The 4898-nt window shown below is 29.1% G+C and carries 7 protein-coding genes; 1 reads left to right on the forward strand and 6 read right to left on the reverse strand.

The window, feature by feature from the left end:
* The 4 genes from J7M77_RS08065 to J7M77_RS08080 form a co-directional block, all read right to left on the reverse strand.
* Nucleotides 1-388, reverse strand: a 388-nt coding sequence (locus tag J7M77_RS08065) for a YoaP domain-containing protein (protein WP_296877321.1), incomplete at its 3' end; no start/stop codon positions are given.
* Between the two features lie 111 nt (nt 389-499).
* Nucleotides 500-754 carry a hypothetical protein gene (locus J7M77_RS08070; protein WP_296877322.1) on the reverse strand — a complete coding sequence of 85 codons (255 nt, stop codon included), beginning with the start codon at nt 752-754 and terminating at the stop codon, nt 500-502.
* Nucleotides 755-811: 57 nt separating this feature from the next.
* The gene (locus J7M77_RS08075) at nt 812-1711 is read right to left on the reverse strand and encodes a YafY family protein (RefSeq protein ID WP_296877323.1); all 900 of its coding nucleotides are present in this window, start codon (nt 1709-1711) and stop codon (nt 812-814) included.
* Between the two features lie 2 nt (nt 1712-1713).
* A complete protein-coding gene (locus J7M77_RS08080) occupies nt 1714-2490 on the reverse strand; it encodes an HAD-IIB family hydrolase (protein ID WP_296877324.1) in 777 nt (258 codons plus the stop codon).
* A 116-nt stretch (nt 2491-2606) separates the two neighbouring features.
* On the opposite strand from J7M77_RS08080, the gene J7M77_RS08085 reads away from it, so the two are divergent.
* A complete protein-coding gene (locus J7M77_RS08085) occupies nt 2607-3389 on the forward strand; it encodes a class I SAM-dependent methyltransferase (RefSeq protein ID WP_296877325.1) in 783 nt (260 codons plus the stop codon).
* 16 nt (nt 3390-3405) lie between these two features.
* Here the strand turns inward: J7M77_RS08085 and J7M77_RS08090 are convergent, their stop codons facing one another.
* Together J7M77_RS08090 and J7M77_RS08095 are read right to left on the reverse strand one after the other, a co-directional pair.
* A complete protein-coding gene (locus tag J7M77_RS08090; RefSeq protein WP_296877326.1) occupies nt 3406-4008 on the reverse strand; it encodes a hypothetical protein in 603 nt (200 codons plus the stop codon).
* A complete protein-coding gene (locus J7M77_RS08095; RefSeq protein ID WP_296877327.1) occupies nt 4005-4502 on the reverse strand; it encodes an NAD(P)H-dependent oxidoreductase in 498 nt (165 codons plus the stop codon). Before J7M77_RS08095 ends, J7M77_RS08090 begins: the two co-directional genes overlap by 4 nt.
* Nucleotides 4503-4898: the final 396 nt, after the last annotated feature.

The following is a 4898-nucleotide window of genomic DNA, read 5'->3' on the forward strand; positions in this document are numbered from 1 at the left end:
ATCTATCTTTTGCATTTAGTTTCTCCATTATCTTAATAAATTTTTTTACTGTTAATATTTCTCTAGTAATAAAATGATGATTATAAAATAAACTGTAAGTTGAAAATAATGTATTCACTTTTTTAGCTTCTCTATAATCATTTAATAAAATAGCATGAAATTTAATGTTATTTTCCTGACAATATGTTTCTAATAAAGGCACATATTTAGCGGTAAAGGGACACTGATTTGAATAATACAAAACAAAACCATCATCTCGGCTAGACATCTGCTTAAATTTTATAACCGGCAAAGCTGCCTGGTCGTTTAACTTTAAAAACATGATTTCATAATCATCAATACAAGCAACTGAAACAAAACCATGATGAACTAAAAAATCATAATCCATAACAAAAGGCTGTTTCTTTTTAGCAGCAATTATTACTAAACCATCATAACCTTTTTCTAAACAATCTTTTTTACATTCTTCTAATAATATCTTGGCATTGCCTTGTCCCTTTTATTTACCAGATACCCAAAAACAATTAATAAAACATAAATTATCACCCTCAAGATTAATTGCACTTTTATCTAGCGGTCCATATTCAATAAAACACTTACCCCGAACATTCATTTTTTTAAACACTAGTCCTAATTTAAACTGGTTTTCTAGCCATTGTTTTTTACTAACTACTTGTTTGTCTTTTTTATTAGCAAGTGCACAGCAAATATGTTCGTCCCATAAGTTATCTTGATTTACTGTTATAATTTCCATTATCTCACCTCAACTACATTATAACAAAACAAACCTGACACCTAATGTCAAGTTTGTTTAAATATATAAATCAATTATTTTTTTAGCTTCCTGTTCAATTCGACTACGAAGATAGTTTGGTGAAAGTACCTTTAATTTAGAACCAAACGATAAAATATAACTATCTAACCAATAACTATCTTCAACTTCTGCTACAACTTGATAATCACCATTATCTAGTTTAGTAATTTGAGCTTCGTTAAATTCATCAAAAACAGCGCTAGCAAGCTCTTTAGAAAATAATAGAGTTATGGAAATTGTTTTTTGAGGATGTAAATACGTTTCTATTTTTTCTGATTTTATTTGATCAGTTATAAAAGTTTCATTGAGCATCTTCAAGTTACGAATTCTGGTTAGTTTAAAAAACCGATTAGCTTTTTTTAATACACAATAGCCCTGCAAATACCAGGTTGTTGCCTTAAAATACAGTTTCAATGGATAAACATTACGTTTAGTTTTTAGTCCTGAAGTATTGACATAATCAAAAGTAATCTGCTTTTTAGAAATAATAGCTTCTTTTAATAAATTAAATTTAGCGTTTAAATCATTTTGCTGATGCCAGGAAGAAAAATCAATTTCCAGCCAATCTAGTTCATTAGTTCCAAATAAAGAAACTAATTTAGTAACTAAATCATCATTAGCTCCTTTTAAATTCGCAAGTGTCTGTAATGCCGTTAAAATTTGGATACGTTCGTCTTCACTAAAATAATCACGCTGTAAAACAAAATTTTCATCTAAATAGATGCCACCATCATGACCTTGTTTACTATAAACCGGAAAACCAGCTACCATTAACTGCTGTAAATCACGATAAACTGTTCGTTTGGATATTTCAAAATGATCAGCTAATTCATCGGCAGTTGTCTGGCGCTTATCTAATAAAAAGTATAAAAGTTCAAATAAACGACTATTAGTCATATTTAATCGATCCAGTTGAAATGTTTACAAGCATTATATATCCCGTCTTGATCACAATTATCAGTAACATAAGTAGCTTTTGCTTTTAATTCAGCGATAGCATTACCCATAGCGATACTAGTCCATTCATCAATAAACATGCTTAAATCATTTTTTTCATCGCCAAAAACTACTACATCCTGATAATCCCCACCGAAATAATCAACCATTGCTTTAATCCCAACTGATTTATCCCCTGGTTCTACAAAAATATATTCATCATGAAAACGACACCATGGTAATTCTTTCAATGTTTCCAGTTTATTTTCTTCAGGCGCAAAACAAGCTACATATACTTTATAAATTTTTGAATAATCGCGAGGGTCTAAATTTTCTTTAACTACTGTATCCATATAAATATCGTGAGTAAAATCATAAAAACGCTGATCAGGTGCTAATCTTCTTGTCGCATTATCTGGAGAAAAAGCCCAAATAAAATTCTTTTCTTTACATTCATCGATCAAAGCTAAACACTTTTGATAATCTAACGGTTTAATTTCAATTAATTTATTATTGATCGTGATTCCATTCCCACCATCACTGACCATATTTTCAAAACCTAATTCTTGCATGTGTTTAAAAGCCATTGCATAACTGCGCCCCGTCGCAATCGCAACAAAATGACCAGCTTCTTTTAGTTTTTTTATTGCCAGCTGTGTTGACTCAGGGACATATTGATTACCTGGTTTTCCAACTGCTAATGTACCATCAATATCAAAAAAGAAAAATTTACGTTTCATCATCAATTCCTCCTATAACTATATCCTAGCATATTTTAATCATTATCTTTTTTATTTACCAATTGTGAAAAATCAATTAACTTACTATGTTATAATAGATAAACAGGAGGTAAAATATGAGTGTTTTTGATTTTAATGGCGAAAAATACAAACAAGCTTCTAACCATCAAAAGAAATGGGGTAATGATTTAATTTCTAAATTAGTGCTATCGGGAAATGAAACTATTTTAGATCTTGGCTGTGGTGATGGGATGCTAACAATGCAATTAGCTAATTTTACTAGGGGAAAAGTAATTGGCATTGATGCTTCAAAAGGAATGATTGAAACTGCAAAACGAGCATATTCAAAAGATAATTTAGAGTTTAAATTAATGGATATTAATAATCTTGATTTTATTGATCAATTTGATCTCATTTATTCTAATGCTGCTTTACACTGGGTCAAAGACCATCAGCGTTTATTCCAAAACTGTTATCAAGCTTTAAAAACTAATGGTAAGCTGGCCTGGAATTTTGCTGGAGAAGGTACAACACTTAACTTCGTGGCAATTATCAAAGAAGTAATTAGTCTTGATCAGTATCAAAAATATTTCCAGAATTTTATTTGGCCCTGGTATATGCCAGCTTTAAAAGAATATCAACGACTAATTGAAACATTTGAGTTTAAAGATTTGAATTTAACTTTTGAAAATCGTGACCGTTATTTTACAAATGATGATGAATTAATCAAATGGATCGATCAGCCCTGTCTAGTCCCTTTTATTAATCAAATTCCCGTATCTAAAAAAGAATTATTTCGTCAAAAAGTAATTGACTCAATGCTTGTAAGAACAAGACAAGATGATGGTACTTACTTTGAAACCTTTAAACGAATAAATTTACTGGCAACAAAAAGATGATCATCACATCATCTTTTTACTTATCTTCAATTTTCATTGTTGCCATTTTATCTTTAGTTAAATTATTAGCTTTACCATAATTTAGCCAATAATTTGTAGATGCTTTTAAATACATTTTTTTCGAGATTGGCATCGTTACTTTTAACTGACAATATTTTTTTGTTTTAATTGAATGTGCTAATTTTTTGATTTTATGTTTAACTAAACATTTAAATGGTGTTTTTAAAATAGCTTCACCGCCACCTATTTTTAAAACTGAACCAAATGAATATTTATTTTGTAAACAAAATAATTTAACCATTTCGATTGCCACATCATTTTGCTCTGGTTCTAAAAAACCGCAATTTATGATAACTGAAACAACTGGTTTTGTTTCAAAATGATATTTTTCTAATGTTTTTAAAAAATCTAAAAAAGTTGCTGGTAAAGCATCAGCATACAATGGAAAAACAAATACAATATTTTTATACTTAGTAATATTTTGACATATTTGTTCATGATTAGTTTTCATTATTTCAAGATACTCACTTGTAATAAATTGTTTTAATAATTGTCCATACTGTTTAGAATTCGAATGAGTATTTCGAGGACTAGCATTAATAATTAATAGTTCGTTCATTTAAAGACCTCATTTTTAATAACGTTTTCTATATTATCTTCTTTTGTAAAAATAACCTGGTGACTTTTAAAATTCATATTTTTACTATTCCGTTCAATTAATTTAGTAAAAACATCTTTCTCTAAAGCCGAAACATTACCATAGCCAATTATCGTAGCTTTTTTTAACGCCACATTCCGTTGGAAGTGATGGGTTTGCTGGTCAAGCAAACGAATAAATGGCTGTTGAGTAGGCAAAGTACGTTCTAACATCGTTTTCATGATAGTATCATAACAGCCATATTTTACTTTGCTAACAATAATAATTTGATTGCTAAAAGCAATCTTGGGATAAATCCTGATTGCATCATCACGAATAACGCATTTACCCGGTGTTTTGATCCAGCAATTAAAACAGCCGATACAGTTACTAATTTTCATTTTAGATAAATCAATTAATTCAAGCTCTTTTAAATCAGTTATTTTTAAATCCTTGTCACTTAATACCAGCATCATCTTTCCTCCTTTTTATTTATTTTAACATAATTTGTTAATTATCAAGTAAACTTAATAAAAATTAAGATTAAAATAAAAAAGCAGAAAACTGCTTCAGAGTGTTGACAAACTACCAATTTGAAAAATTAAAAATTTCAGTGTATTCAAAGTGGTAAAATAAAGCTAAAATAAGGGTGATTTTAGATATTAAAACATTAAAATTACTCTTTTTTTATTCATTTGTGGGAAATATAAAAGGCTGTATGACAAAGCCGGTTTGAAAAACCGACTTTGTCAACAGCCTAAAGCAGAAAACTGCTTTTTTATTCAACTGGGATAACTGAACCATCACTATATGTTGTTTTAATAAATTCTTTAATCTTGTTAGATTTTAATACTTCCACTAAAGCTTTGATC

Source organism: Thomasclavelia sp. (assembly GCF_017889095.1).
Lineage (GTDB): Bacteria > Bacillota_I > Bacilli_A > Erysipelotrichales > Coprobacillaceae > Thomasclavelia.